Source organism: Trichocoleus sp. ST-U2 (assembly GCF_039961875.1).
Classification (GTDB): domain Bacteria; phylum Cyanobacteriota; class Cyanobacteriia; order Cyanobacteriales; family FACHB-T130; genus FACHB-T130.
In genome coordinates this window covers 200974-227956 of the sequence record NZ_JAMPJY010000002.1, presented here as the reverse complement: position 1 = coordinate 227956, position 26983 = coordinate 200974, and the positions used below count along the sequence as shown (strand labels likewise).

The 26983-nt window shown below is 46.7% G+C and carries 24 protein-coding genes and 1 riboswitch; of the genes, 13 read left to right on the top strand and 11 right to left on the bottom strand.

Annotated features, from left to right (window positions below; all coding sequences use genetic code 11):
• Positions 1-33: 33 nt before the first annotated feature.
• Together NC996_RS02320 and NC996_RS02315 are read right to left on the bottom strand one after the other, a co-directional pair.
• On the bottom strand, positions 34-1620 hold the full coding sequence (locus NC996_RS02320) for an iron ABC transporter permease (protein ID WP_190685786.1): 1587 nt from the start codon (positions 1618-1620) through the stop codon (positions 34-36).
• Between the two features lie 125 nt (positions 1621-1745).
• Entirely contained in the window at positions 1746-2852 is a 1107-nt protein-coding gene (locus NC996_RS02315) for an extracellular solute-binding protein (protein WP_190425305.1), read from the bottom strand.
• Positions 2853-3130: 278 nt separating this feature from the next.
• Between NC996_RS02315 and NC996_RS02310 the strand changes: the two genes are divergently transcribed.
• Entirely contained in the window at positions 3131-3259 is a 129-nt protein-coding gene (locus NC996_RS02310) for a hypothetical protein (RefSeq protein ID WP_277879747.1), read from the top strand.
• 153 nt (positions 3260-3412) lie between these two features.
• On the opposite strand, the gene NC996_RS02305 is transcribed toward NC996_RS02310, so the two are convergent.
• The 3 genes from NC996_RS02305 to NC996_RS02295 all read right to left on the bottom strand — a co-directional run bounded on the left by NC996_RS02305 (position 3413) and on the right by NC996_RS02295 (position 7492).
• Positions 3413-4192 (bottom strand): superoxide dismutase, encoded by a 780-nt coding sequence (locus NC996_RS02305; RefSeq protein ID WP_190535444.1) that lies wholly within the window; start codon positions 4190-4192, stop codon positions 3413-3415.
• A gap of 169 nt (positions 4193-4361) precedes the next feature.
• Positions 4362-6719, bottom strand: coding sequence for a TonB-dependent receptor (locus tag NC996_RS02300; RefSeq protein ID WP_242037538.1), 2358 nt, complete (start codon positions 6717-6719; stop codon positions 4362-4364).
• A gap of 92 nt (positions 6720-6811) precedes the next feature.
• A complete protein-coding gene (locus NC996_RS02295; protein ID WP_190535441.1) occupies positions 6812-7492 on the bottom strand; it encodes a tetratricopeptide repeat protein in 681 nt (226 codons plus the stop codon).
• Positions 7493-7714: 222 nt separating this feature from the next.
• On the opposite strand from NC996_RS02295, the gene NC996_RS02290 reads away from it, so the two are divergent.
• Positions 7715-8146 carry a BlaI/MecI/CopY family transcriptional regulator gene (locus NC996_RS02290; RefSeq protein ID WP_190410694.1) on the top strand — a complete coding sequence of 144 codons (432 nt, stop codon included), beginning with the start codon at positions 7715-7717 and terminating at the stop codon, positions 8144-8146.
• Entirely contained in the window at positions 8137-8979 is an 843-nt protein-coding gene (locus NC996_RS02285) for a M56 family metallopeptidase (RefSeq protein ID WP_190685783.1), read from the top strand. The genes NC996_RS02290 and NC996_RS02285 overlap by 10 nt, the downstream gene beginning before the upstream one ends.
• Positions 8980-9076: 97 nt before the next feature.
• Here NC996_RS02285 and NC996_RS02280 read toward each other — a convergent pair whose 3' ends face one another.
• The gene (locus tag NC996_RS02280; protein ID WP_190685781.1) at positions 9077-9739 is read right to left on the bottom strand and encodes a HupE/UreJ family protein; all 663 of its coding nucleotides are present in this window, start codon (positions 9737-9739) and stop codon (positions 9077-9079) included.
• A gap of 20 nt (positions 9740-9759) precedes the next feature.
• A riboswitch (cobalamin riboswitch) is annotated at positions 9760-9910 on the bottom strand.
• A 95-nt stretch (positions 9911-10005) separates the two neighbouring features.
• Between NC996_RS02280 and NC996_RS02275 the strand changes: the two genes are divergently transcribed.
• Positions 10006-10131 (top strand): hypothetical protein, encoded by a 126-nt coding sequence (locus NC996_RS02275; RefSeq protein ID WP_277878954.1) that lies wholly within the window; start codon positions 10006-10008, stop codon positions 10129-10131.
• Between the two features lie 12 nt (positions 10132-10143).
• Here NC996_RS02275 and NC996_RS02270 read toward each other — a convergent pair whose 3' ends face one another.
• The 4 genes from NC996_RS02270 to NC996_RS02255 form a co-directional block, all read right to left on the bottom strand.
• Entirely contained in the window at positions 10144-11892 is a 1749-nt protein-coding gene (locus NC996_RS02270) for an ABC transporter ATP-binding protein (protein WP_190685890.1), read from the bottom strand.
• Between the two features lie 128 nt (positions 11893-12020).
• The gene (locus tag NC996_RS02265; RefSeq protein ID WP_190410690.1) at positions 12021-13067 is read right to left on the bottom strand and encodes a YdcF family protein; all 1047 of its coding nucleotides are present in this window, start codon (positions 13065-13067) and stop codon (positions 12021-12023) included.
• Between the two features lie 75 nt (positions 13068-13142).
• Positions 13143-14630, bottom strand: coding sequence for a polyphosphate:AMP phosphotransferase (gene pap, locus NC996_RS02260; RefSeq protein ID WP_190685778.1), 1488 nt, complete (start codon positions 14628-14630; stop codon positions 13143-13145).
• Between the two features lie 232 nt (positions 14631-14862).
• The gene (locus NC996_RS02255; RefSeq protein WP_190685775.1) at positions 14863-16353 is read right to left on the bottom strand and encodes a right-handed parallel beta-helix repeat-containing protein; all 1491 of its coding nucleotides are present in this window, start codon (positions 16351-16353) and stop codon (positions 14863-14865) included.
• A gap of 653 nt (positions 16354-17006) precedes the next feature.
• Between NC996_RS02255 and NC996_RS02250 the strand changes: the two genes are divergently transcribed.
• Genes NC996_RS02250 through NC996_RS02235 form a run of 4 tightly spaced genes read left to right on the top strand, consistent with a single transcriptional unit; the run spans position 17007 to position 21302 of the window.
• Complete coding sequence (locus NC996_RS02250) at positions 17007-19661, top strand: filamentous hemagglutinin N-terminal domain-containing protein (protein WP_190685773.1); 2655 nt, start codon at positions 17007-17009, stop codon at positions 19659-19661.
• Between the two features lie 59 nt (positions 19662-19720).
• Entirely contained in the window at positions 19721-19864 is a 144-nt protein-coding gene (locus NC996_RS02245; RefSeq protein WP_190410686.1) for a hypothetical protein, read from the top strand.
• 45 nt (positions 19865-19909) lie between these two features.
• On the top strand, positions 19910-20908 hold the full coding sequence (gene galE / locus NC996_RS02240; RefSeq protein WP_190685770.1) for a UDP-glucose 4-epimerase GalE: 999 nt from the start codon (positions 19910-19912) through the stop codon (positions 20906-20908).
• Positions 20901-21302 carry a hypothetical protein gene (locus NC996_RS02235; RefSeq protein WP_190410684.1) on the top strand — a complete coding sequence of 134 codons (402 nt, stop codon included), beginning with the start codon at positions 20901-20903 and terminating at the stop codon, positions 21300-21302. Before galE ends, NC996_RS02235 begins: the two co-directional genes overlap by 8 nt.
• Before the next feature lie 44 nt (positions 21303-21346).
• On the opposite strand, the gene NC996_RS02230 is transcribed toward NC996_RS02235, so the two are convergent.
• The gene (locus tag NC996_RS02230; protein WP_190685767.1) at positions 21347-21493 is read right to left on the bottom strand and encodes a hypothetical protein; all 147 of its coding nucleotides are present in this window, start codon (positions 21491-21493) and stop codon (positions 21347-21349) included.
• Between the two features lie 27 nt (positions 21494-21520).
• On the opposite strand from NC996_RS02230, the gene NC996_RS02225 reads away from it, so the two are divergent.
• The 5 genes from NC996_RS02225 to NC996_RS02205 all read left to right on the top strand — a co-directional run bounded on the left by NC996_RS02225 (position 21521) and on the right by NC996_RS02205 (position 26856).
• The gene (locus NC996_RS02225; protein ID WP_190410682.1) at positions 21521-21832 is read left to right on the top strand and encodes a hypothetical protein; all 312 of its coding nucleotides are present in this window, start codon (positions 21521-21523) and stop codon (positions 21830-21832) included.
• A gap of 252 nt (positions 21833-22084) precedes the next feature.
• A complete protein-coding gene (locus NC996_RS02220) occupies positions 22085-23239 on the top strand; it encodes a glycosyltransferase (RefSeq protein ID WP_190432838.1) in 1155 nt (384 codons plus the stop codon).
• Positions 23240-23399: 160 nt separating this feature from the next.
• On the top strand, positions 23400-24149 hold the full coding sequence (locus tag NC996_RS02215) for a sugar transferase (protein WP_190432811.1): 750 nt from the start codon (positions 23400-23402) through the stop codon (positions 24147-24149).
• Positions 24150-24702: 553 nt separating this feature from the next.
• Positions 24703-25782, top strand: coding sequence for a GDP-mannose 4,6-dehydratase (gene gmd, locus NC996_RS02210; RefSeq protein ID WP_190685764.1), 1080 nt, complete (start codon positions 24703-24705; stop codon positions 25780-25782).
• Between the two features lie 129 nt (positions 25783-25911).
• Positions 25912-26856: a GDP-L-fucose synthase gene (locus NC996_RS02205; protein ID WP_190530363.1), complete on the top strand. Its 945-nt coding sequence runs from the start codon at positions 25912-25914 to the stop codon at positions 26854-26856.
• Positions 26857-26983 lie beyond the last annotated feature (127 nt).

Genomic DNA, 26983 nt, shown 5'->3' with positions numbered 1-26983 from the left:
CGTCAAAATAAATCTCCTACAAACCATTTCCGCCTACTTATAACTCCTCACGCGCTCTTGAGATAACAGTAATAAAGTCGAGCCAATCGAAACTAATAACATAAATAGAGAGCCAGTTGCTGCCTCAGCAAACTCAACATTTTCCGTCGCTTTCCAAATCTTTACAGCCAAGGTTTCAAAGCCAATCGGTGCTAATAGCAAGGTAGCCGGTAATTCTTTAATTGCCGTCAGAAACACCAACATAGCTCCAGCAATAACACCTGGGCGCACCAGCGGCAGCGTAACTTCTCTGAGAGTTTGCCACGAACTTCTACCCAAACTCCGCGCCGATTCTTCCAGCTGCGGATTCACCTGTAAAAGCGAACCCCGCACGGTTCCCACCGACTGGGGTAGAAACAAGACAAGATAGGCAAACACCAACATCGGCAGGGTTTGATACAACTGTGGCAAGTAGTTTGCCCCAAAAAATACCAGCGACAGCGCCACCACAATTCCAGGCAAGCCAAAGCCAATATAAGAACAGCGTTCAATTATTGAAGTAATTCGCCCAGGAAACCGCACCGCTAAAATTGCCACAGGTAAGGCAAAAAGAGTGGCGACACCCGCTGTAATTCCTGACGCCAAAATGGAATTGAGTGCAGCCGGTACCAGATTCGGAAGGCTGTAGCCATTATGGAGTCCGCGAATCAGCCAGAACACGGTAATGCCAATAGGAAGCACTAAAGCGATCGCTGTCACGACCGCACAAAAAGCTACCGCAGGCCACTTCCAACGACCTAGTAGCAAGACTTTAGGAGGGCGCTGGGAGGTGGAGCCGCGACTGTAGTATGCTGCACGCGATCGCGCCCGATACTCTAACCACAAAATCAACAGCACCAGTCCCACCAATACCAACGCCAAAGCCGCTGCTGAATTGCGGTTAAAACTTGCCTTATACTGCAAAAAAATCGCTCGCGTAAAGGCATCAAACCGCATTAACGACGGCGTCCCAAAGTCCCGCAGCGAGTACAACGCCACCAATAAACCCCCAGCCACCAATGACGGGCGCAACTGGGGCAAGATAACCCGAAAAAAAGTAGCTTGACCGCTTTGACCTAAACTTCGGGCGGCTTCCTCCAGGGTGGGATCAATTCCTTGCAATCCAGAACGGACACTCAATAGCAGATAAGGGTAGGTAAATAAGGTGAGTGCCAAAATCACCCCAGGCCAGCCGTAGATCGAAGGTAATTCCTGCACCCCCAAAGGTTCCAGCAACAACTGCAACAAGCTACCCCGTGGCCCAAAAGTGGCAATCAGCGTAAAACTCCCTACATAGCTAGGAACTGCTAAGGGTAAGGTCGTCGCTATTAGCCAAAATCGGCGTCCCGGTAAATCGGTTCGCACGGTTAAAAATGCCAGTGGTACGGCAATCAATGCCGAACACAGGGTCACGATTGCCGCCATCGCCGCACTGTTGAACAAAATGGTGAGAGTTCGCGCACGGGAAACTAATTCCCAAAGCGCTTCCCCACCGACACCAGCCGTCCGGATGAACAAATAAGTCAGAGGCAGAGCGATCGCGATCGCTACTGCCGCTGCTGTTAAAGTCAGAAATAAAGGGGGTCGAGCTGCTTTCTCCAATCAGTTAATCGATATGGGGATTAACAACCAGCAATTCAACAAAATTGCGGAAATAACATCACTTTTGAAGGCTGGTAATGGGTAATAAGAGTTATCAGTACTTATTCCCCATTCCCACAAACGACTTAAATTACCTGTGTCTCCTGCAAAAGCTTCAACGTTGCATCCAAGTCGTTCAGATTGCTTAAGTCAATGGCAGTCGCTTGGCTGGGAATTCCGTTGAGTGCTTTTAAATTCCCCGCCGGAGCGATTCCCGAAGCTAGTGGATACTCATAAGTCTTGGTGGCAAAGTATTTCTGAGCATCCTGAGCCAACATGAAGTCCACAAACTTCTGAGCAATATTGGGATGTTTTGCACCCTCTAAAATTGCCACGCCTGCCACGTTGACTAAGGAACCCACATCATTGGTGAAGTGATGATCCACGGGAGCTTGGGGATTTTCTTGCTTGAACTTTTCCAAGTAATAGTGATTGACAAATCCGACCGCAATTTCCCCACGGGATAGCGCTTCTACAATTGCCGCATTTTTGGGGTAAGTTTTGGGATTGTTGGCTTTAATGCCTTCTAGCCATTGCTTAGCTTTCTCATCGCCTTGCGAGACGCGCAAAGCGGTGACAAAGGACTGGAAGGAGCCATTCGTAGGTGCCCAACCAATTTTTCCTTTCCACTTTGGATCGGTAAAGCCAGTGATAGATTCTGGTAAATCTGCTGCCTTAACTAACTTGGTGTTGTAGTCTACTGTCCGCACTCGACCCGTAATTCCAACCCACTTCCCATCCGGTGAGCGGTAGCGGCTTTCTACCCGATCGAGCAGTGAAGTTGGCAACTGCGATGCCCTACCTGCCTTTTGCATTGCTCCGAGTGCCCCGGCATCTTGAGCAAAGAAAACGTCAGCCGGACTATTTTTACCTTCTTCCAGAATGGCTGCTGCTAACTCAGCGGTGTCGCCATAGCGGACTTGTACTTTCGCCCCAGTTTCCTTTTCAAACTGTTTAATCAGGTCGCCAACCAGTTTCTCGTCCCGTCCTGAGTAGACCACCAGTTCTTTTTCCAATGGGCCGGTGGCGGCAACTGGGCTGGCAGATGGACTGGCGGCAGTCGTACTGGCAGGGCTGCTGGTTGGGGAGGTTGCATTGGGAGTCGTGACACTCTGGTTGTCAGAGCAGGCGATCGCTAACCCACCGCTCGCAGTTGCCAGTCCCATTAAAAACACAAACTTTCGACGCTTCACCAGGTTACTCCTCAATAAAATCTTATATTGACAATGTTTTTTAACTAGGTAGCTAAGAACCGTTTGTTAAGTTACCACAAACAAATTCTCCACCCACTACCTGTACAAAGGGTTGCTTTTCTTTGAAGCCATCTTCTATAGCCTGTGTTATCAACTTTTAGTAACGTAATTGACAACCTTTGAATATAGCTGCAAAAAGAGTTATTGTCAATTATTATCATTAAGCTACAAAAATAGCGCTGTAGATGCATTGGGTTCCCAGGAGCGGGAGCATCCCGATGAGAGCAAATTGCCCAGAGGCGGGAATCCGGCGAGACAAACGAAGTCCATCTAGCACTGCAAGAGCCACCTCGCGCTTCACAACCTCAATTGAGCCTGCTAACCAAGGCTTCGAGCAACTAGGCTAGGCCGGGATGGCACTAACACAAAGAGTTTGCAAATAAATTTCCGGATTAAAGCTAAAGTAAGCTTTAACTTACTGGTCAGCCTTTAAACCCGTTTAAACGGGTTTAAGCTATTAGCCCAAACTTTAGTTTAGGGCTGAAATCAGCGGCATTCAACTAAGCTGATGCTTTCTCAAATCGCTGGTTTACTGCATTCCAATTAACGACGTTCCACCAAGCATCTAAATAATCAGCACGCTTATTTTGGTATTTCAAATAGTAAGCGTGTTCCCAGACATCATTGCCCATAATCGGATACATTCCTTCCATCAACGGACTATCTTGATTCGCCGTACTCATCACTTGCAACTTCCCATCCTTGCCGCGAACCAGCCAAGCCCAGCCGCTGCCAAAACGCTTGCTACCGGCTTCATTAAATTGCTTTTTGAAAGCGTCAAAACTGCCAAAGCTTTGATTAATCGCTTCGGCAATTCTTCCCGTCGGCGCTCCACCAGCATTGGGTGCCATGATTTCCCAAAACATCGTATGATTTACGTGACCGCCGCCGTTATTGCGTACTGTAGTACGAATATCTTCTGGCACGCTATTGATGTCACGAAGCAATTCTTCAGGACTCTTGCCTTTGAGTTGCGAGTATTTATTCACGGCTTCATTCAGGTTTTTGACGTAGGCGGCATGGTGTTTATCATGGTGAAACCGCATCGTCGCCTCATCAATATGGGGTTCCAGAGCATTGTAGGCATAAGGTAAAGGCGGCAGTGTAAAAGTATTTGCCGTTTGCCCCTGCTGTTGTGCTTGCGGTGTCTGCTGCTGTGCTTGCTGGTTTTCACTTTTTGGAGTTGTTTGAGCTGCACAAGCTGCGGGGAAAGCCCCAATGACGGCTGCTCCGGCAGTGCCACCTAGCAGAAACAGGAAATTTCGACGATAAAGAGCCATAATTCAATCAATTTCGGTAGAAAGTTGCGCTTTCATCAAAAATTACACCTGTCTAGCGGCATAAATACCTCTATCTCAAGGAGGTAATTTCGGGATGACGACAGGATTGCGTTAAGCGATCGCTCTGACAAAAAGCAGTAAAATTCTACTCTTACCCTATCCAAAACTTTTAAAAATTCGACTGTAAGCCAACTCGTAAAGTTAAACCGGGATGATAGATTCGATTAGCTTTCTCGTACCTTACATCAGCCAAATTTTCTAAATTCACTGTAATCCCAAAATTCTTAGTAATCGGAATCCGACCGCTTAAATCTAAATTTAAAAAGGACGGGGAAAAATCTTTGTTACTCTCCCCAGGATTATTAAAGAAAGCTCTCCGTGCCCCGCCGTGGTAACTTGCATATAGATTCAGTTGCCATCCTCCACTCGCATAACCAATCCCGAATTGTCCTACTGAGTAAGGAATTAAACCTAGTTGTAATCCCTTCTCCAATCCTGTCTCGATTCGCGCATCTGTATAGGTATAGTTGAGAAAAGTTGACCATTGCGGAGTCATTTGCCACCGTAATGCGGCTTCTAAACCATTTGTATTTACCAGCCCAATATTCGCCCAGCGTCCTGATATAACTCCGAGGCGGTCGTTTAAACGGCTGCCAAAATAGGTAAACTGTCCTGTCAAATTTTCTAAAAATTGGATATCAACTCCAGCCGTCCAAGAAGATCCGGTTTCTGGATTTAGATCCGGGTTAGGCAACCAGTTATGAACCGTATCAAAAACATACAATTGATCTAATCCAGGATTGCGCTGAACCGAAGCCCAACTGCCCCGCACCGCCACCGTTGGAGTAACAGCCCACCGTCCCCCGATACTGGGATTCAAATAGTTCCCAAAGTCACTATTAAAATTTTGCCGCAGACCAAAATCTACCTGTAATGAGTTACTTATTTTCCAAGTATTTAAGGCAAATATTGCTGTATGAAACCTATCTCTGTTTTCACTTTCGTTCAGGGTAAGCTGATTAGGGACTGTACTTAAAACATTCCCATTTAAGTAGCTATTTTGTACATCGAAGCCCCAAGTTAGAGTATTTCGAGGAGATGTTTGCCATTGATGCTCTACCCTAGCATTGAGAGCTTGGGAATTCAGAGTACCAGTCCGGTAGAAGATATTTTGAGTCGGGCCATAAGTATTAAAGTAATCCTGATTGTAGGAAAGTGTCGTTCTGAGAACAGAATCTTCACCTTCTCCTAGCAAAGCCTTCCAAGATAACCCAATATTAAAAGCATCGTGGTCTAATCTGTCTCTTTGCAGAGGAAACCCGAAATAAAGTAATCCCCGACGACTGCTAATTTTAGAAGCATCTAAACTAAGAGTATTTCTTGAATTCAAATCTAGCGAGATCCCGCCAAAGTAGTTGCTAGTTGCGGTATCTCCGTTAAATAGAAGACCTTCGGAATCCCGATTCGCTGCACCTTTAGGGACAGCATAACGATTATCTGCTTCGTACTCTTCATAGCCGAGATTAAATCTTAGATTGTCCGCAGAACCCCCGTAGCTAATCCGATAGTTGGACTGATTAAAAGAGCCATATTCAACTGAAGCATTGAGTTTAGGAACTTCTTGCCCTTGTTTGGTGATGATATTAACAACTCCTCCAAAAGCTTCCGAACCATATAAAGTAGAACTGGTGCCGCTAGATAATTCCACTTGTTCAATTGCTTCTACTGGAATACTATTAAGGTCGGTAGCACCATGATAAGTATTAATATTCGTGTTGATAGGTCTGCCATTGAGGAGAAAAACAGACTGATTAATCGAATGTCCTCGGTAGTAAGTGCCAGTATGAATATCTGCCCCGAAACCGGCATCATTAATGGCAAATCCAGGGAGTCCTCTCAAGACTTCCGCTGCACTATTAGCGCCTTGCTTTTGAATTTCTTCTTGATTAATTGTATAGACGGGCGTAGACGTTTCCGGGAAAATTTCTCTCTTCGCCGTTACGACTAATTGAATTTCTTCATTTGTTCCTACTTGAACTTCTGGCTCAGTTGTCAACTCACTTGATTCAACTGCTTCAGGCGTTTCATCAGCCTCGCTATCAGGCTCAGATGCTATGGAATCAGTAGTATTATCTATGTTGAAAATAAGCGCGGAATCACTTTGATTAACTTCTCTGGGCGGAATCCCAGCCTTTCCAATTATGACTACCTGAATACTATTAGAATCCAAAGGAGTAACAGATACAGCAGTGATTGCATCAGTAGGGTTGTTTTGATAGAAACGACTCCCTTCGGGTAAGCTCAACTGAGCATTGATGATGTTAGCGATAAAGATATCGTTATTGCTGGATGTCAAAATTTGAGAAAGCTTACCACCCGTAGTTTCTAAAATTACCTGAATGCCGCTACTTGTGGGAATTAAACGAATGCTAGTGACTTGTGTAACTTCCGCCAGAACTGGAGGGGCAATGAATACTGCTACAACGTTCGCCATCAAAAAACTATTGAACAATAAGTGTTTATTCATATATTTTTTCCAATAAAGTTTTAGTTAATAATCGTTTTAGCTAATTGCTTTGAGTTTTAGCGATCGCATGGATGATTCAAGGTAACAAATGATTAAGAAACCAGAAAATGACTTGACGAATGAAGCTCTTTAATTTCTTGTAGTAAACTTTGATATTGTTGTCGTTTCCCTTGTTGTAGATAGAGATCGGTGGCTTTCTCAAAATCTGCTCTCACTCCCTGCTTATCTCCCAGCGTGTAGTGAATGAGACAGCGACAGTGATAGGCATCGCCATCCTGAGGATTGAGTTCAATCGCTTGGCTAAAGTCTTCTATTGCTCCCGGATAATCTTGTAGTTGGGAGCGGACAAAACCCCGATTATAGTAAGCTAAAGCGAGGCTGGGGTCGATCTCAATTGCTTGGCTAAAGTCAGCGATCGCTCCTTGCGTATCTCCGAGGGCAGCGCGGGCAAGACCTTGATTCGTGTAAGCTTGAGCATTATCGGGATTGAGCCGAATTGCTTGGTTTAAATCAGCGATCGCTTCAGGGTAATCTCCGCTCAATACCTCGTAAACTCCGCGCTTGAAGAAGCCTTCAGCACTCATTTGAGCTGTATCGGTACTCGCCATTAGCGTGATTTGTAATGGCTGAGCTTGAGCCATCGACGGCGAATTCAGCAGTGCCATTACAATGCTGAAGATAATGCTGAAGATGACAATCTTGCGGGAAAGGCGACTCATAACATAGACGTTGAGAACATAGATGTTGAGAAAGCACTGCGTAACACCCGTCATTTAGTAGCCAATTGCTCACAGGCTGTCAGTCTGTGGCTACACAAACAAAGCCTGCCTACGCAGGCTCAATGTCAGTAGATTTTGCTCTGACTGGGATGCAACCCCATTATTTTGAGTTGAGTCGTTGTTGCCGTCAAAAGACAAGCTGTCAAACTTGAACAAGAGTGCAAGTCTGGAGTGTAAGCTTATTCAGAGATTGCACAAGGCACAAAGTTCAGATGTATGGTTCCTCTACCTAACTACCGTCCCAAACAACTTTCTCTTGGCCCTTTAGAAGCGGAGATTTTAAATATCGTCTGGGAACTCGGCTCTGCCACCGTTAAGGATGTACACGATCGCATTCTGGCTGACCCAGACCGGGAGTTAGCTTATACTTCAGTAACAACGGTGCTGCGTCGCCTGACCCAAAAAGGTTGGCTAGCTTGCGATAAACAAGAACGAAGCTTTTGCTGGCAACCTTTGGTATCGCGGGAAGAAGCGCAAGTCATTAAAGCTCACGAACAGTTACACCAGTTTTTGGCAGTGGGGAACCCGGATGTCGTCGCCGCCTTTGCAGATAGCCTAGATAGCGCTAGCGTAGAGCAAATAGAAGCGATCGCGCTTCGTCTTCAATCCGCACGCAAAGCGAGAGAGGAGGGAAAATCATGCATCTAGCGATGATTCTGACGGCGTTAGGATTGGCGTGGTGTCTGAGATGCACAGGGTTAGAGCCATCAGGAACTTGGACGCAACGCTGGCAACGATCCTTTGGGTTATTTTTGTTTCCGCCGCTGCTATTGATCGTGACAGCGATCGCGGTTATTTGTATGGGTGCAGACGGAAAAATGGGAGGACTGCAAGCCGGATGGTTCAGTTACTCCTTCGCCTGGGGATTTTTAGGCGTTGCCGGAATTTTATGTCTAAAGCTGGCACATGAAGGATGGCGTTCGGTACAACAGACACGCACTTATCCCCAAATCGAGCTTGAAGGTAAATTGGGTCGCCTTCTCAATGCCAGCGTTCTATTTAGCGCCCAAATTGGTTTCTGGCAGCCTGAATTAGTCGTCAGTCAGGGATTGTTAGAAACCCTCGATCGAGATCATCTAGAAGCAGTTCTCGCCCACGAACAAGCGCATTACTATTATCGAGATACATTTTGGTTTTTCTGGCTGGGCTGGGTGCGCCAGATAACTGCTTGGTTGCCGAATACAGAAGCTTTGTGGCAAGAACTTTTACTATTGCGGGAACTTCGTGCGGATCGATGGGCGGCGCAACAGGTAGATCCCTTGTTGTTAGCAGAATCTCTGCTATTGGTGGTGAGTGTCTCGCCAGTACAGTCTGAAAGTTTCTGTGCAGCGTTCAGTGCCGTTGCCCCTCGAAACCGTTTAGAGGAGAGAATCGAAGCGCTTCTGGCACCATCAGAGGAGTCAGCTTCACCCAGCATATGGCTTTGGCATTGGATACTACTAGGGTTTCTGCCGCTAGTAACCGTGCCGTTTCACACTTAAATTTTGGTGTTGCACAATCAGGATAATTTCCTTTCAAATTTCGCGCAAAGACGCAAAGTTTCTGTTAGCGTCTTTGCACCTTTGCGCGAGATTATCATTAACCGAGGACGGAATTACTTAAGAAAACCACTCCAATCGAGCAGATAACCAAACCGGCAAATCGCTGCCAGGATAAAGGTTGAGTGGCAGATTTCCGGCTCACTGCATTGCCAATCAGCATGGCAACCAAGGCAACGCCATATTGAATGAAAGTGAAACCCAGAAGGTAAGCAACAAGCGGTGTCATACCAGCACCGACGATTGCCTCGCCATAAGCATAGCCGTGAAATAAACCAGCAAGCGCTCCCAGCGCTATAAGAACCATCCAGTTTGGTTTGTTTGGCGTTAGCAGCAGCGCCCCAAAGACAATCACGGAACCGGCGATCGCTATCTCAGATGCCGGTAAATCTAGATTGAGTAAATGAATCCCAGTTCCCGCCAGTGCTGCCAATACAAACCCGGCTGGGATGAACGCGCCCCGCACTTGCCCAACCGCCAGTAAACCAATCGCCACCACGAACGCAAAATGATCCAGTCCAATTAAGGGGTGGGCTAGCCCTGAAAAGAACCCTTCAAATAAATTAGACGGCGGCTTGCCACCCATTGGATGGTGAGCGATCGCCTGCTGGGCGCATAGGAAAGTGCTAATTAAAACCAAAAATACAATTACTGTTCGGCTTTGCATCAGATTTAAGAAAGCAAAGCGTCTATCTTTAGACATATTCTGTACCTCGCAGATTTCGCAAATCAATTTCTCTTGGCGGGTATTCTGGCTGAGAGACCAAAACGACGGATCTCATTACAGCTGCGGGACAGCGACGGTTTTACACCGAACTTTCCCCGTTACCTCTGGTGGCTGCTCCCCACCAGAACCGATTGAGTAGGGCAATCATATCACTTCAGTGCTGGCATTTTAAAAAGTATGGGTAAAATGAACCTCAAACAGATGACTCCAAGAGCCGCTTTATTTGAGGAGGAATCGGAAAAATGTGCGTTAATTGTCTGCTGGGTTCGGCTTTAATGTTCTTTACACCCAGGGTTTCCGAAGTACCATCCAACCCGACGAATCAAATTGCATTACCTCAAGAAACTCAAATAGCGATCGCTACTTGAGTGCTACTAAAATTAGCTGAGGATTTCCTTTAGCTCGTGCTGGTTCCAAAGCGAACGGTAAAGTCCAGGTTGTTGCAAAAGTTCGGCATGAGTCCCAGACTGCACAATTTGACCTCGATCCATCACAAAAATGCGATCGGCAGTTGCAGCCGCAGACAATTGGTGAGAGATAAAAATAACCGTTTTGCGCTGGATGCCTTCCGAAAGATTATTCAAAATGGCTGTGGCAGTTTGATTATCAACGCTGGAGAGAGCATCATCCAAAATCAGAATCGGGGAATCCATCAGCAAAGCACGGGCGAGAGCCGTCCGTTGTCGCTGTCCCCCTGAGAGGGTAATGCCGCGCTCACCCACAACGGTTTCGTATTGCTGGGGAAAATTGAGAATTTCCGGGTGAATTTGCGCTTGCTTAGCAGCATTAATAATCTCTGTCTGTTCGCTCAGAGGATTGCCGTAGCGAATGTTGTTTTTGATGGTAGTGCTGAACAGAAAACTGTCTTGAGGGACATAAGCGATCGCTCCGCGCAAATCGGGCAATTTGATCTGCGTAATATCATTGCCATCTACGAACAAACTATCGCTTGGAATATCCACTAATCGCGGCAAGGCATTGGCAAGTGTCGATTTTCCGGAGCCAATTGGTCCCACAATCGCCACGGTTTCCCCTGGTTCAATCGTAAAGCTAACATTCTTAAGCGCGGGAGTTTCGGCTCCCGGAAACGTATAACTGAGTTGACGCGCTGTTAATTTACCGCTTACTTTTTCAACGGGTAATGCGAGTGCATTCGGAGAATCTTTAATTTTGGCTTCTGCCATCAGAATTGACTCAATGCGGTCGATACTCACCTCACCTCGTTGGTAGGCAGTAATCGTAAAACCCAGTAAAGCGGTGGGGAAAACTAATCGTTCAGTATAGAGAATTAATGCCAGAAAATCGCCAATTGTGATCGCACCTGCCACAATTGACCGCGCTCCAACCCATAGCAATATCAGTAAGCTGATAAAAGCCATGCCTTGAATGATTGGAAACAAGACATTTCTGGTCTTTGCTAATTGGATATTGGCTTGCAACAGGCGATTATTTAACCGGGAGAAGGCGCGGCGTTCGTTCTCCTCCTGAGCGTAGATTTTGATCAGACCAATCCCGCTCATATCCTCTTGAATCAATTGGCTGATGCTGGAGAGTTCCTCTTGCAACACCAGCTGTTCGTTCCGTAGGCGATCGCTAAATAGCTGCACAGCGATCAGCATAAACGGATAGACTGCGATCGCCAGCAGACTCAGCTTCAAATTAATCGACAGCATCACCGGCAATGTCAGTCCGTAGGCAAAAACTGTATTCGCCAAACTCAATACGGCAAATCCCAGCAGACGCCGGATATTATCCACATCGCTAGTCGCCCGGTTAATCAAATCTCCAGCAGTGTTGCTTGCAAAATAAGACGGTTCCAGAGTGAGTAGATGCTGAAAAATCTTTTGTTTCAGGTCAAATTCTACTTGTCGCCCGACTCCAAACAGCAAGATGCGCGAGGCCATCCGCACTACCCACATTGCCGAAGCCAGAATCAGGATTAGCGCTACATACTTCCAGATTTGAGCGAAGTCGAACGCTTGGCGGAGTTCGTCAACGCTATCTCGAATCAGCAAAGGGATATAAACGCCCACTGCATTCACAACAAACAGCGCGATAACGCCTAAGGTAGCCTGTCGCCAGTGGGGACGCAGATAAGCACCCAATTTTTGCAGCCGAGAGTGAGCCATTCTGTGAGGACTGAGGATTAAAAACTGAGAAAAGGCAACAGACAAAAAACTTTCTTGCAACCTGCAAGAAGCTTTCGCCTAACATCCAATCCCAAACCATCGTAGACGAATTGGCGCTCGTGCTGCTTCTATAAAACGAGGGGTGTCAACCAGCCGCGTAAGAAGTAGTAGATGAAAGTGAGATATTCTTCTACCACTCGCGTTGTCGTGACTAGCGCTTCCACGGTGGGAACGAAATCCGTGACGGTGATGCGTCGGGCAGGCGTTGCCCCACTTTGAAAGGTAAAGAAATCTGTAGCTCTGGGAATGACCGTGACGCCCAAATTGGCAAACGTAAGGTTGGCACGGCGAATATTTAAGCCGGAGGCAACGAGAATAATCCGGCGCGATCGAATACCGCGCTGCCTCAAGATTTCCTCAACTCTGACCGCACTGGTGCGGAGATCAACCCCACGCGGTTCAATCACAATTCGGTTGCGGGGTACACCCATCCTGACCAGCAGCGCCGCGACATCGTTAGCCTCGTTAACACTATCTTGATTTCCTGTCAGCTCCGCTCTAGGTCCTGCACTGACAATCACTAAGGGGTCATTACCGCTCCGTAGCTGTTCTTGATACAGCTGAGCAGAGTATAGAATGCGATCGCCTGTATCAGTTAATTGAATCTGCGTCCGGTAGGGAAGATTGGGTTGTGTCGTCCCTCGCCCCAGCACCACAATCGCCCCCACAATTTGAGAGCCGGTCGGCGTAATATCAGCCGGACATTGAGTTTGACAAATCAGTTGGCGTCGTTGCTCCAGTTGAATCGCCTCCACTTCCGCTTGCTGAGCCAGCCAGTAGGCAACGATTGGCAAACTAGACAACAACAAAACGAAGAAGGCTATCCTAAGTTGGTTCCAAGCTACGCCTGTTAGCGCATTCTTTTTCACTCCGCCGATGGCGAACAACAAAAGCATAATCGACAACCCCAACGGTTTGAGCGGAAACGAAAGAATGTTCCAGGCACTCGATACCAACCTTTCATTGGGGTTGTAAAACGCCATCACCATGATGACAAACAACAGCAGCCCGCCCAACCAAGCGAGATATTGTTTGGGAATCCATCGCACTAACAAAAAGTAGACTAAGGTGCCAATCAGCAGCCACAGCAGAACCCGCGTTAGTAGTAAAAACATAGTAGGTAATTGGTAATGGGTAATTGGTAATGGGTAATTGGTAACGACTATTCACCAGCGATTACCGATTGCCTCTTATTGACGTTTCAATTTTGCCCGAATTGCCTCGGTTACGGTTTGAATTACCTTAACACGGGCATAGTATTTATCATTCGCAGCAACAATTGTCCAGGGAGCGTTAGGAGTGTTCGTCCGCTGAATTGCTTGATTGACTGCCACTTCATAGAAAGCCCAATTGTCCCGATTTCGCCAATCTTCGGCGGTGAGTTTGTATTCTTTAAAGGGGTCATTCTGACGCGATATGAATCGCTGATACTGTTCTTCAGGACTAATATGCAGCCAGAACTTGACCAAAACGTAGCCTGCATTCGTCAGTTGGCTCTCAAACTCATTGATTTCCTGGTAGGCTCTGCGCCATTCCAGTTCTGTGGCAAAACCTTCAACACGCTCTACTAACACTCGCCCGTACCAGCTGCGGTCATCAATTCCAATTGTCCCTGCTGTTGGCAACCACCGCCAGAACCGCCAGAGGTAGTGATGCGCTTTCTCTTCATCCGTAGGTGCTGCGAAGGGATGAACGGCATAACTGCGGGGGTCGAGGACATCGGTTAAGCGTTTGATGGCTCCTCCTTTCCCAGCCGCATCCCAACCTTCAAACAGCACCAAGACGGGCACTTGATGTTTGTGAATCTTCATTTGAAGCTTCAGCAGTTCTACTTGGGCATCGCGTAACTGCTTTTTGTACTCATCCCTGGAGAGAGCAAGATTGAGATCGACTTGCGCTAAGAGATCCGGCTCTGCTGGGTTGAGGTGTTTTTGAGGGGGTACAGGGGTGATAGGCGTCCGAATGTGAAGTCGGTCGAGGGCTTCTGTAAGAGTGGCAGCGAATTGGGTGAGGACTTTGACCTGCGCCCAGCGTTGGCAGTTGCCCTCCACTAATGTCCAGGGGGCGGAGCCAGTGCTGGTTTGGACGAGCATTTCTTCGGCATAATCTACATATTTACCGTAGTGTTTCTCTTGTTTCCAGTCTTCCGGACGCACTCGCCAAGCGTCTAACGGATCTTTGGCATATTCTTTGAGTCGGTGCTTTAATTCTTTGCGGCTTAGATGAATCCAGAATTTAGCGATCGCATTTCCATCATCCACCAGTTGGCGCTCAAAGGCGTTTATCTGGGCCATCACGCTTGGGATTTCTGAGTCCTCGATTCGTGCAAACAGCCGGTCTTCTAAAACATGGGTGTACCAGCTATGATAAAAAATCCCAATACTGCCCTTGACTGGCAGTCTCCGCCAGAAGCGCCACAAAAAAGGGTATTGTTGCTCTTCCTGGTTGGGAGGCCAAATCGGGTGAACCGTAAACCCTCGCGGGTCCATGTAATTGACCATTTTCTTGACTAAAGCACCTTTCCCCGCTGCCGCCCAACCTTCCAGCACGACAATCATGGGTAGCTTTTTGTCCCAGCAAGCCTTTTGGAGCGATCGCACTTGACGCATTAACGTCTCAATCTGAGACTCATAGATATTTTTATCGAGGCAAAGATCTAAATCCAGCGTATCTAGCATGATGTTGACTAGGAAAGAGCAGTACCTTTGACCATCTCCTAGTCTTGCACTTGTTGCGCTAACTATTGAGTAACAATCCCCAAATGTCAAAGCTTAGACATAAAAATACAGGAGCCAAAAACAAGAAGAAGAAAAAAGCCCTTTGCCTTCTTCTTGTTTGCTCCGGGCACCAGATAGTTTGAAAAGAATCGGTAATTGGTAAATTACATCCTGTTACCAATTACCCATCCGCTCATTTTGCTTCAAATGCTCCGATATCACAAACACCTCCTTGCGGTCTGGCAACACCCCGTTGATCGGTTGCTAAGCAAGTTGCATTATTTCCTGTATTAATCGCTGGACTACCTGCTAATAAGGGTAGAGTCTGAGTCAAACCACCAGTTGCAGAAAGTGCCCCTAGCATCGGTTCAACAATAGTGATGCCAACCGCGCAGTTTTTGTCGGTGGGGTCGTTCGGGTTTTTGGCGGGAAATTGAATATTGTTGCCGCCATTAGTCATTTCGTCAGAACAATTCTGCTTAATATTCCAGGTATTCCCGCCATTATCCGCCTTATTATTCGCGATAATTGTATTTTTCAGCGTTATATCTGGACTGCTGCCAAAAATACCAGCCCCCATAAACCCAGCATAATTGTTAGCAATCGTGACATTATTGAGGGTCATCTTGCCACTGGTTCTCATGATTGCGCCGCCTAGACCCCCTTTCGCATCTGGAGTCACAGCACGATTGCCTGAAAAAGTAGTATTAGAAACTTCTGCGCTTACGTCATTTCCCGTCCAAAGTCCTCCGCCTTGATTCGCAGAAATGTTGTTAGAAAAGGTAGTATTTCTTACTACAAAAATAGTGCTGTTTGTTCCAGCAGTGTAATTAGGGGCAGTCGTGGTGCCACCAACCACAAAAATAGCCCCTCCAAATCCTTTATCTCCAGTACCTGTAACGTTGTTACCAGAGAAGGTATTGTTTTCGATAGTTGTCGTATTGCTATTATAAAGTTGGTTAAAAAAAGCCCCACCTTGATTGGTAGCAATATTGTTTGTGAAGGTATTATTCCGGAGAATAATTTTACCTAGATTACCATTCGCACCATCATTATAGATAGCGCCACCAGCCCCGCCAGGAGCCACAATTCCAGCGCTATTTCCCGTGAACGTGCTATTCGTTACAGTTAAATCGCTGAGTAGGTCATAGATTGCACCGCCAAGGCTGGCTTGGTTTCCGGTAAAAGTGCTTTTATCTATAATAATTGTACTTTCACTCTTACTATAGATTGCACCCCCTCCCGCCTCTCCCGGCATTGTTGATTTATTGTTATTAAAGGTACAGTTAAGCACGACTAACTTACCTCGGTAGCCGCTATAAACGCCACCACCATTTTCGGTACTAAAGCCATTGGCAATGGTAAGGTTTTTCAGGGTCAATTGAACAAGGCTATCAGTGGAAAAAATCCGATTAGTTCCATTTCCGCTGAGAGTTACTACACTTCGTCCGTCGATTACTGTATTCGCGGAAAGTACCTTTTCTTTCACTACAATCGTATGCGGACTAGAACCACAATTAAAGGTTACAGTCCCCCCACCTACTAAAGCAGTATCTAAAGCAGCTTCAGTACAACTTGCAGCGGTTCCGTTCCCGACAGTTCCAGCCGCCTCAGCTTTTTGATGTGAGGAAATCGTTAAGGCAACACAGAAAGCGAGAGTTAAGAAATAGAGTGGTTGTTTCATACCAAAAACCTCATTATTCAATATTAGAAGAGATTTATTGTTTGCAATTGCATGACCAAATGAGCTTACTTATTTTTGGGCGTAGAATACTGTGCAATTGCAAAAAAAGGTTGGAACTCAGAAAGGTTAGAAGCTGAGCTAACAACCCAGATATTTGACAAATTCAACATTTATCGGGTTCCTAATAAATCCAGCAGTCTCGGATCGAGGAATAATTTGTAACCAAAAATAGAGTCTTTACCAAAACTAAGAATTTCAATCCTCCGCGAATATACGTAGCTTGCACTTTGCAAAATCACTTTACAACAAGCCTTGTTAAATAGTTCTTTGTTATAGCTATCAATCCGGAAAAATTTTCGATTTTCAGTAAATTTACACAGGTTTTGTAGTATTAAAGCATTGCCAAAATACAAATATGTTTTTATTTAAAAATAGAAATTATAGTTAACCGTAGAATTAGCTATTGATTCGTATTTGTGCGTACAAGATAAAAGTATTTTTATCCCTATATTTACACAAATAGAGTTTAATAAAATTCGCTTTTAGAAATATTTTATTTATTTATTAATGAAGCCTGTTTGAGATCCTGATAGTTCTATCAATCCTGGTAATGAGGAGCAGGATAAATCATGACCCCAATGGGTTAACACCAGATGAAATCAGCTTTTGAAAGTTCTGGCGTATTGCTTAGCTTACTTGCCGTTGCACCAGCGATCGCTGTGAAACCGGCACAGGCAGAAACGATTGTTCCAGCTCAAGACGGTACGGGCACAATTGCCGCTCCTGAAGGCAATACAATCAATATCGGCGGAGGAAAACTGTCTGGTGATGGAGCAAACCTTTTCCACAGCTTTGAGCAATTTAACCTCAATGCAGACCAAATAGCTAACTTTATTTCTAATCCCAAAATTGAAAATATTTTAGGCAGAGTAGTGGGTGGAGATCCCTCTACAATTGATGGCTTAATTAAAGTCAGCGGAGGAAATTCTAATTTATACCTGATGAATCCATCGGGGATTATATTTGGTGCCAATGCCAGATTGGATGTGCCGGGAAGCTTTACCGCAACCAGTGCCACAGGGATTGGTTTTGGCTCTAATTCTTTTAATGCTAGCGGTGATAATAATTACGCAACCTTAACGGGAACGCCTAGCAGTTATTCGTTTAATACTTCTCAACCGAGTGCTATTGTCAACTCTGGAGAACTAGCAGTTAAAGAAGGGCAAAATCTTACCTTGCTGGGTGGCACTGTTGTTAGCCAGGGAACTCTGTCAGCACCGGGCGGTAAACTGATTGTGGCAGCAGTACCCGGACAGAATACAGTCCGAATTAGTCAACCGGGACAATTACTAAGCTTAGAAATTCAACCAATTTCTCCTGATGCTAGTCAGTCTTCAACCGGAACAGTTTCCTCTCTACCTCAGCTACTAACAGGTAGCAAAGCGGGAAATGCCACTGGACTTACTACAAATAGCAATGGAGAGGTGGAACTAACGGGGTCTGGTATCAAAGTAGAAGCGGGGGATGTGGTAGTCCGTCAGCTCAATGCGGGAACAGCTACACTTTCAGCCAACCATAATTTGACTCTGGTTGAAAGCCAGATACAGACATCTGGGGATATGAATTTGCTGGCAAAAGATACCGTGCGAGTGCGGGATAGCGTCGCGACTCCTTTTGTGGCAAAGGCGGGAGGGAATCTCACTGTTCAAGGCAATCAAGCGGTTGATATTTTGGCACTGAATCACCCAGAAACACCCTTTCAAAGTGGCGGCAATCTCAGTTTAATCAGTGATGGAGTGATTTCTGGAGATGCTCACTATTCAGCAGGGGGGAATTTCTCAATTCTCAACTTATCGGGAGCTGGCGGCAAGTTTCAAAGTATTTATGACCCCATCATTACGTCTGATGGCGATGTCATGCTTGATTCTTATACGGGTGCTTCCCTGAAGATAATCGCAGCCGGAAAAATTACGATTAGTGGAGATATCGTCATTAATGCGATCGATCCAGAGGTAGATCCTAATAGTCGTGCCCTGATTTTACAAGCAGGTGCGACTGGGACAACTGATAACGTACCCTTCGCCGAACCCTTTCCGGGTGCCCCTCCCGAATATTTTGACGATGCAGGCGCAAATCCCTCCTACACAACCTTTGTGAAATCTCCTACCTCAGCTGGAACGATTACAGTTGCAGGAACCATTAAATCTGATGATTTATTGGGACCAGCGGAACCTTTAAATGTTACCTTGTCGGCACCGGGTGATATTAATGTTCAAACCATTCAGTCGTCTGGTGGAAATATAAGTATTAGCAGCACCAGCGGTTCTATTAATGCCGCCGATCCAGTTAATCAAGTTTACAATTTAGACTCTCGTAATCGCCCTGGTAATGCAGGTGCAATTACCCTCAGCGCCCCATCGGGAAATATTACAACCGGAGATATCTTTTCCTCTTCTGATAACTTTGGCACGGCTGCTTCTGGGACTGGCGGCGCGATCGCAATTAGCGCCGGAGGCAATATCAAGACTGAAACCATAGATTCCAGTTCTAAGTGCAATTCTTGCTCTTCCTCTGGCAATGGCGGTGACATTACGCTGATTGCTGGTAATGATATCGCCGCCAAAATCATCGATGCTCAGAGTCTTGGCAGTGGCACTGGCGGTAATGTAACTATCGCGGCGGGACAGAATCTCACCGTTGATAATAAGTTCGTTACTTTTACCTACAACAACCCCAGCATTAACACGACAGGAACGGGCGGGGGTGGAGCCATTAATATCAATCATCACGGGGGAGTTCCAGTCCCCTCGACTCCATTTGTTGTTGGCGATCCCACGACGAATGGAACTGCCCAAGCCATCACCACGGGCACTTCGACAATATCGCCCCCCGAATCTTTCCCCGGTGGAACTGTTCAGGGCAATATTACGATCAATACCACTCCTCCACCGCCAATTCCCGCGCCAATTCCTGCACCAAGTCCTGCGCCAACTCCCGTGCCAAGTCCTGCGCCAACTCCTACCCCCATACCCAGTTCAAATCCCCAACCGGAACCTGGGAACCAACCCAAGACAGAAATTGTGACAGACTTTCAAGGAAATACACTCTCACCTGTACCAGTAGCGGGTGCAGAAAATCAAAGACCGATTTTGTGTACGGTAGAGAGTCTCGAAGATGAAAAGCTGCCACTTTTACACAGGTTGCCTCGCTGTCAAGAACACCGCGATCGCCGCAATCAACCACCGGCAAGCTCTAAAACCCTGTTTGTTCCCCGACAACAAAGCGATCGCGCAGTTCCTCAAAAGTAATCAATGTCGCTAAAGCGCTGGTTTGTAAGCTCAGCCGCAAAAATCTCTAAGATATAATTTTGAATCGCACAGAAATGGGGATGCTTCCGCGTTTCTGTGCGATTTTCCGACGAAAGAGGTATGCGATCGCTAGTTTGGTGAAGGAAAGTATTTATAAGGAACACAAGCTCTCTTACCGAGGACAACGCATTGCCCTCAGTTAGCTATCCTTATAAAGCACTGATTCAAAGTTTGAGAAGGTATTGAACGTGTCGCAAGTCAAACCAACCATTCTGGTGACGGGTGGAGCTGGATATATTGGAACCCATGCCGTACTGGCGCTGATCAAGGCAGGCTATGGGGTAGTGGTATTAGATAACCTGGTGTACGGACATCGGGAATTGGTGGAAAATGTACTCAAAGTAGAACTGGTAGTGGGAGATATGAGCGATCGCGCTCTCCTCGACCAACTCTTTGCCACTCGCAACATTGCGGCAGTTATGCACTTTGCCGCCTATATTGCGGTGGGAGAGTCCGTCACCGATCCCGCCAAATACTACCAGAACAACGTCGTTGGCACTTTGACACTGCTAGAAGCAATGGTGGCAGCAAACGTGAAGAAATTTGTCTTTTCTTCCACTTGCGCCATCTACGGGATGCCCCAGGAAGTTCCCATGACCGAACACCATCCCCAAAATCCCCTCAGTCCTTACGCGACGAGTAAGTGGATGGTAGAGAAAATTCTGGCAGATTTTGATATTGCCTACGATTTAAAGTCCGTGGCGTTCCGCTATTTCAATGCTTCTGGTGCGAATCCCGATGGCTTACTCGGTGAGGATCACGAGCCAGAGACGCACCTGATTCCCCTAGTACTTCAGACAGCTTTGGGCAAACGGGAATCTATCTTCATTCTCGGCACCGATTACCCGACCCCAGATGGCACCGGAATTCGGGACTACATCCACGTCAGCGACTTAGCAGATGCTCACGTTTTAGGGCTAGGGTATCTCCTGGAAGGGGGAACGAGCGATGTCTTTAACTTAGGCAATGGCAACGGTTTCTCAGTCAGAGAAGTGATTGAGACAGCCAAAGCGGTCACGGGGCGGGAGATCAAAGCAGTAGAACGCGATCGCCGTGCCGGGGACGCCCCTATTTTAGTCGGCAGCAGCGATAAAGCAAAAAAAATCCTCGGTTGGTGTCCGCAATACGCAGACCTGAGTAAAATCGTTGCTGACGCTTGGCAATGGCATCAGCATCGTCATGGATAATTCTGGAGTGGAAGTTAGATTAGGTCGTTTAGAATCGATTGTTGAACAAATTGCAGAGGCAGTACTTGCCAGCGCTGACACAATTGACCGTCTTGGCGAGCGAGTAGATGCTCTCACAATTCAAGTACAACAACAGGGAAATCTTAGGGAGGCAGTAATTGCCACTAATGAGACAATTAACCGCCTTGCTGACCGAGTGGATGCCCTGACCATTCAAGTACAAGAACAGGGGCATCAAGTCCAACAGCAGCACTATCAAATTTTTGCCTTAAGCGATGCGGTGCAAACCTTGGCAGAAACCCAAGATGATTCTCTTGTGCGGTTGATGCAGCTAACAGAAGCTTTACAACGCCTTGTGGATGCCATCGAAGCAACGGAAGAGACCGAATCTTAATCTCGGTCTCTGGTTTGCCATCGTATCCCGATTGGCTGTCAATCCTAGGGAAATAAAGTGGAAGTACCCATCAACTCATCAGGAGAGTTTTCATGCACTTTCTTCGTTGGTACGCTGTCATCCTTCCCGTGACTGCCGCCGTCAGTTTCTCGATCGTCAGTTGCACCGAAAGTAAAATCACTCAGTGTCAAAAGATATTCAAGATTACCAACGAAACGGTGAATGAAACCAAAACCGTTACCAATGGAGGTCAGAATAGCTCTCCAGAAGCGCTAGCTAAAACAGCCGAGATTTGGGATAAATCAGCTCAAAAAATGAAAAATATTAGCGTCAACGATCCAAAGCTTAAAAAGTTTCAAGCTGATTTTATTAGAATGTATCGAGAGAGTAGTAAGGCAACTCGCGAATATGTTTCAGCTCTCAAAAAAAGGGATTTTCCCGCAGTTGACGCTGGATTTAAAAAATTGCAGAAATCCTATAATCCAGAAAAAAATTTAGTAAACGGGATAAACAGTTACTGTGGAAGTTAACCAAAAGCTGCCTGCGATTTCCACTCGCTCTCTAAAGCTCAAAAAAGTAGTAGAAGAGAAGAATCAGGCTATTTTTCTAAGCTAAGTTCTAGGAAGTCTATTTTTAATTCCCTGTAATCCAGTGTCAGGCGTGCAAAAGTGCGGTAATGCACTTAGAGTCTACAGCGATCGCTCTTGAGCTAGCGATCGCTGGCTGAGGAGTGAGTAAAATTTACACTCAGCCCTTAAGTACGCGCAACTGTGAAGTCAGCTTTGTCATTAAAGTATGCCCTCGTCCATGAATGGTTGACCCCCCAAGCTACTGGCGGGTCAGAACTTGTTGTCCGGGAAATCCTCAAGCACATTGATGCCGACCTCTATGCCCTAATTGACTTTGAATCCACCAATCCCGAAAGTTATCTCTTCAATCGCCCCATTGGCACCACATTCCTGCAACACTTCCCGAAAGCCCGCAGTGGCGTCCAAAAATATCTCCCTCTACTACCACTAGCGATTGAACAGCTAGACTTACGCGACTATGACGTCATTCTCTCCTCTGCCCACGCTGTCGCCAAAGGAGTCCTCACCAGCCCGCAACAACTGCATATCTGCTACTGCCATACGCCCATGCGCTACGCCTGGGATTTAACTTTTGATTACTTAGACAGTAGCCGACTAGGACGGGGTCTCCCAGGCATCCTGACTCGGTATCTACTCCATCAACTGCGTCAGTGGGATGTACTCTCCGCAAACCGCGTTGATTATTTCATCGCCAACTCCCAACACACCGCACGTCGCATCTGGCGCTGCTATCGGCGGCAAGCAGAAGTCATTTATCCACCCGTCAATATCGAGCGGTTTTCCTTTCAGCCCCAGAAAGAAGATTTTTACCTCACCGTTTCCCGGCTGGTGAGTTACAAGCAAGTATCTTTAATTGTCCGATCTTTTAACCAACTGGGACGCCCGCTTGTGGTGATTGGCACGGGGCCGGAACTTGACGAAATGCGCCAGCTAGCGAAACCCAATGTAAAAGTGCTAGGGTCACAACCAGATGATGTTGTTGAGCAGTATATGGCTCAAGCAAAAGCATTTGTATATGCAGCCTGTGAAGACTTTGGCATGGCGTTGGTAGAAGCCCAAGCTTGTGGCACTCCTGCGATCGCCTATGGTGCTGGTGGGGCATTAGAAACCGTTCTGGATATTCGGGAACACCCGACCCAGGGGACTGGCTTATTTTTTCCAGCCCAAACAGAAGCGGCTTTGATAGAAGCGGTAAAAACCTTTGAAGCATCGCAAGGATTATTTAATCCGGAGATTGCTAGAGTCCGCGCTTCTCAGTTCGCCCCTCAAACTTTCCAGAAGCGCTATCTAGCCTTTCTAGAGAGCTGTTATCAAGAATTTCAGTCATCCTCAGCCATTCGTCCCTAATCATCAGTCATGCTCTTTAGCCGATTGCTAAAAACCCATGACTAATGACCAATGACCCATGACTAATGACCAAATTCTACTTTCTGGGACTCCATTAGCTGTCTTCAGGCGTCTTGTGGCTTTATGATCGGGACTGTGTGGTGTGAAGTGAAGGAGTAAGATGACTGCCGAAAGCCAACTTATCTCCGGCAAGATGTTGTGGGCGTTCGTGAAGCGAGGTTTTCAACCACTCGCGCCGACAGGTAGGCCCAGAGGTTTGAGCAAACAGCGAGACCTCCCCCTACAGCGTCTAGACCGAGATTTCGCTAAGCGATGTTTTGATGTTCTGTTTTCACTGTCGGTTTTGATTTTGTTTTCTCCGGTTTACCTGCTGTTGGCCTTGCTGATTGCTCTGAGCACACGAGGTCCCATTTTTTATGTCCAGGAACGAATCGGGAAAAATCATCAGCCTTTTGGCTGTCTCAAATTCAGAACGATGGTGCCAAATGCAGACGAAGTGTTGGTGCAAATGATGGCAACCTCACCCCATCTGCGTCAGGAATTCGAGGATAATTTCAAACTCAAAGACGACCCTCGAATTACATGGATTGGTAAATTCCTACGGGTGACTAGCCTGGATGAGTTTCCCCAATTCTGGAACGTTCTAAAAGGGGACATGAGCGTTGTTGGGCCAAGACCTCTCGTTGCCGAGGAGTTGTCAAAATACGGGCATCACATTGACAAAGTGCTGACGATTCGACCTGGAATCACCGGATTATGGCAAGTTTCTGGGCGCAATGACATCCCTTATCCGCGCCGAGTCCAGATAGATGTCTATTACGTCAATGCCAGGAATTTCTGGCTAGATTTGTGGCTAGTTGTAAAAACAATTGGCGTTGTCGTTTCCCCCAAAGACAATGGTGCCTACTGAAACATAGCTAATGTTCGGCAATCTATAACTCAAGTCAAGTTCTTTGAACAACGGCTCCTACAGCTTTCCTCCTTGTGTAGAGAGAGCTGTAGTATTTTGTCGTTCATCATTTGATGAGTTAGTACAGCGCTGGGAGTTACGCTTGCCTCTACAGCAGGTAAACTCTTCATGTCTAATTTCAGAGTTTAGATAAATTGGTTGTTGTAATGGCGATTAATTAATTTGTGTCGCTCAGAATTTATGCAACAGGTACTGTAGGTACTCTTGCAAGAAGCTTTTCCCCTCTTCTTTGCTCAACATTTAGTCCACCGTCGAAATACGTAAGTCTTATTGCCGAGGCTTAGCAGAATCTACGTATATTCCTGATGTTGCGCCAGAGATTTTGCGTTAACGTAAGGAGTGAATTAAGGATTTCCTCTACTTACAGAGGGATTTTTCATAAATTTGGGTGCAAGTGACTCTTGCTGCAATGTTAGCGAGAGAAAGCTTACAGGATAATTACCAGTTACTGTTAAGACGATTGTTTCGTCACAGGCTATAGGGAATACTAAGTATGACGCAACGCAAGCGAGCGCTAATTACGGGCATTACGGGACAAGACGGTTCTTACTTGAGCGAATTTTTGCTTGAGCAAGGCTATGAAGTTCACGGGATCATTCGCCGAACTTCTACATTTAATACAGACCGGATCGATTATATGTATGAAGACCCTCACAAAGAGGGTGTGCGGTTGTTTCTGCACTATGGCGATTTAACCGATGGCACAACGCTACGCCGGATTTTAGAACAAGTCCAGCCGGTAGAAATTTATAATTTAGGTGCCCAATCCCACGTCCGCGTTAGTTTTGACTCGCCGGAATACACGGTTGATGCGGTTGGGATGGGGACGCTACGCCTTTTGGAAGCGATTCGGGACTACCAACAACGTACTGGCATTGAGGTACGGTTTTATCAGGCGGGTTCTTCTGAGATGTTTGGTAAGGTACAAGAAGTGCCTCAGAAGGAAACCACACCGTTTTATCCTCGCAGTCCTTATGCTTGTGCGAAGCTTTACGCTCACTGGCAGACGGTGAATTACCGGGAATCCTACGGCCTGTTTGCGTGTAACGGGATACTCTTCAACCACGAAAGTCCACGGAGAGGCGAGACGTTTGTAACGCGCAAAATTACCAGAGCGATCGCTCGCATTGTTGCCGGGAAGCAGAAAAAAATCTACCTGGGTAATCTCGATTCCAAGCGGGATTGGGGCTACGCAAAAGACTATGTAAGAGCAATGTGGCTGATGCTACAGCAACAGGAAGCGGATGATTACGTTGTAGCCACAGGAGAAACTTACTCCATTCGTCAATTCCTAGATATTGCCTTTGAACACGTCAATCTAGATTGGAAAGACTACGTAGAGTTTGACGAACGCTATTTGCGCCCAGCGGAAGTAGATTTACTGATTGGCGATCCCACGAAGGCGTACCAAAAGCTGGGTTGGAAACCCTCGGTTACCTTTGAAGAATTAGTTCGCTTGATGGTAGAAGCGGATATGCAAGCTTTGGGCTTGAATTGTCCGAATGGCAATGGTTCGCACTCGCCTCTGGATCTTGCCACGATTCGCCAGAATGTAGGTAGTATGCACGATTAAGTCGTTTTGACTTGTAGGGGCAAGAGCGATCCCCGCGCCCTACTGAGTGATGAGTGATGAGTTTTTCATTAACTCATCACTCATCAATTTTTGGAGATATCCTGAATCCAGTGGAGGATGGCAAGAGATATGGCTAGTTTAGATTTAAGCGATAAACGGATTCTCGTCACTGGCGGAGCTGGTTTTTTGGGGCGTCAGGTCGTAGATCGGTTGTGTAAAGCCGGAGCCGATCAAAACAAGATTACGATACCGCGATCGCGCGAGTACGATCTCCGCTCCTTAGAACACTGTCAACGCGCCGTTGAGCAGCAGGATGTCGTGATTCACCTCGCCGCTCACGTCGGTGGCATCGGTCTGAATCTGGTAAAACCCGCTGAATTATTCTACGACAACCTGATGATGGGCACTCAACTGATTCATGCTGCCTATCAAGCAGGGGTTCAAAAATTTGTTTGTGTAGGGACTATCTGCGCTTATCCCAAGTTCACGCCAGTACCATTCAAAGAAGATGACCTCTGGAATGGCTATCCGGAAGAAACTAACGCCCCCTATGGCGTTGCGAAGAAAGCTTTACTGGTACAACTCCAATCGTACCGGCAGCAGTACGGCTTTAACGGTATTTACCTGTTACCCGTGAACTTGTACGGCCCGGAAGATAACTTCGATCCCAAGAGTTCCCACGTGATCCCCGCCTTAATTCGCAAAGTCCACGAAGCTCAAGCTAGAGGCGATAAGCAGCTACCTGTATGGGGCGATGGGAGTCCCACTCGCGAGTTTCTCTACTCTACAGATGCGGCTTTGGGTATCGTCATGGGTACGCAAGACTACAATGGCGCAGAACCCGTCAATTTGGGAACGGGTTATGAAATTTCTATTAAGGATTTGGTAGAACTGATTTGCGAACTGATGGGCTATCAGGGCGAAATTATCTGGGAAACCGATAAGCCGAACGGTCAACCGCGCCGCTGTTTAGATACAGAACGGGCGAAGCAAGAGTTTGGCTTCACAGCCCAAGTGGACTTCAAGCAAGGGCTGAAGAACACGATCGATTGGTATCGGCAGCACGCTGAGTAAGCGTGAAAAACTCGCCAGTGTAAAGAACCCGTTTTGCCGAACAAAACGGGTTTCTGCGTTGTCAGGAGCGAAAATAGCGATCGCAAAGCAAAACAAGTCCCCAGGATATCAAGTCAAAGGATGGACG